General features: G+C 40.6%; 1 pseudogene. It reads left to right on the forward strand.

From position 1 onward, the window contains the following. Window positions 1-129: 129 nt before the first annotated feature. A pseudogene (locus tag AW165_RS19590) lies at window positions 130-310 on the forward strand (alpha/beta hydrolase); the annotation flags it as partial.

Consider the following 310-nt stretch of genomic DNA (forward strand, 5'->3'; position numbering starts at 1 on the left):
AACGGTATAGATCCTCATCAACCTCAATTGTTTTCATTCGCTTTTCACATTCTCAATGTTTAAACTCTGGGGGATTATAACGAGATCCTCGCGGATACTCCACGTTAAACCCATCACGAATAAGATAAAATGTCAGCATTACTCAACTATAAGCAGGAAGGGCAAGGCCAAACGGTTGTTTTGATTCATGGATTATTTGGCAGTTTCAGTAATCTAGGTTTACTGGCTCGCGACCTCGTTCAAGATCACTGTGTGATCAGTATTGATCTACGAAATCATGGCCTCTCTTTCCATTCAGACACACACAATT

Source organism: Acinetobacter sp. LMB-5 (assembly GCF_001541635.1).
GTDB classification, from domain to species: Bacteria; Pseudomonadota; Gammaproteobacteria; order Pseudomonadales; family Moraxellaceae; genus Acinetobacter; species Acinetobacter pittii.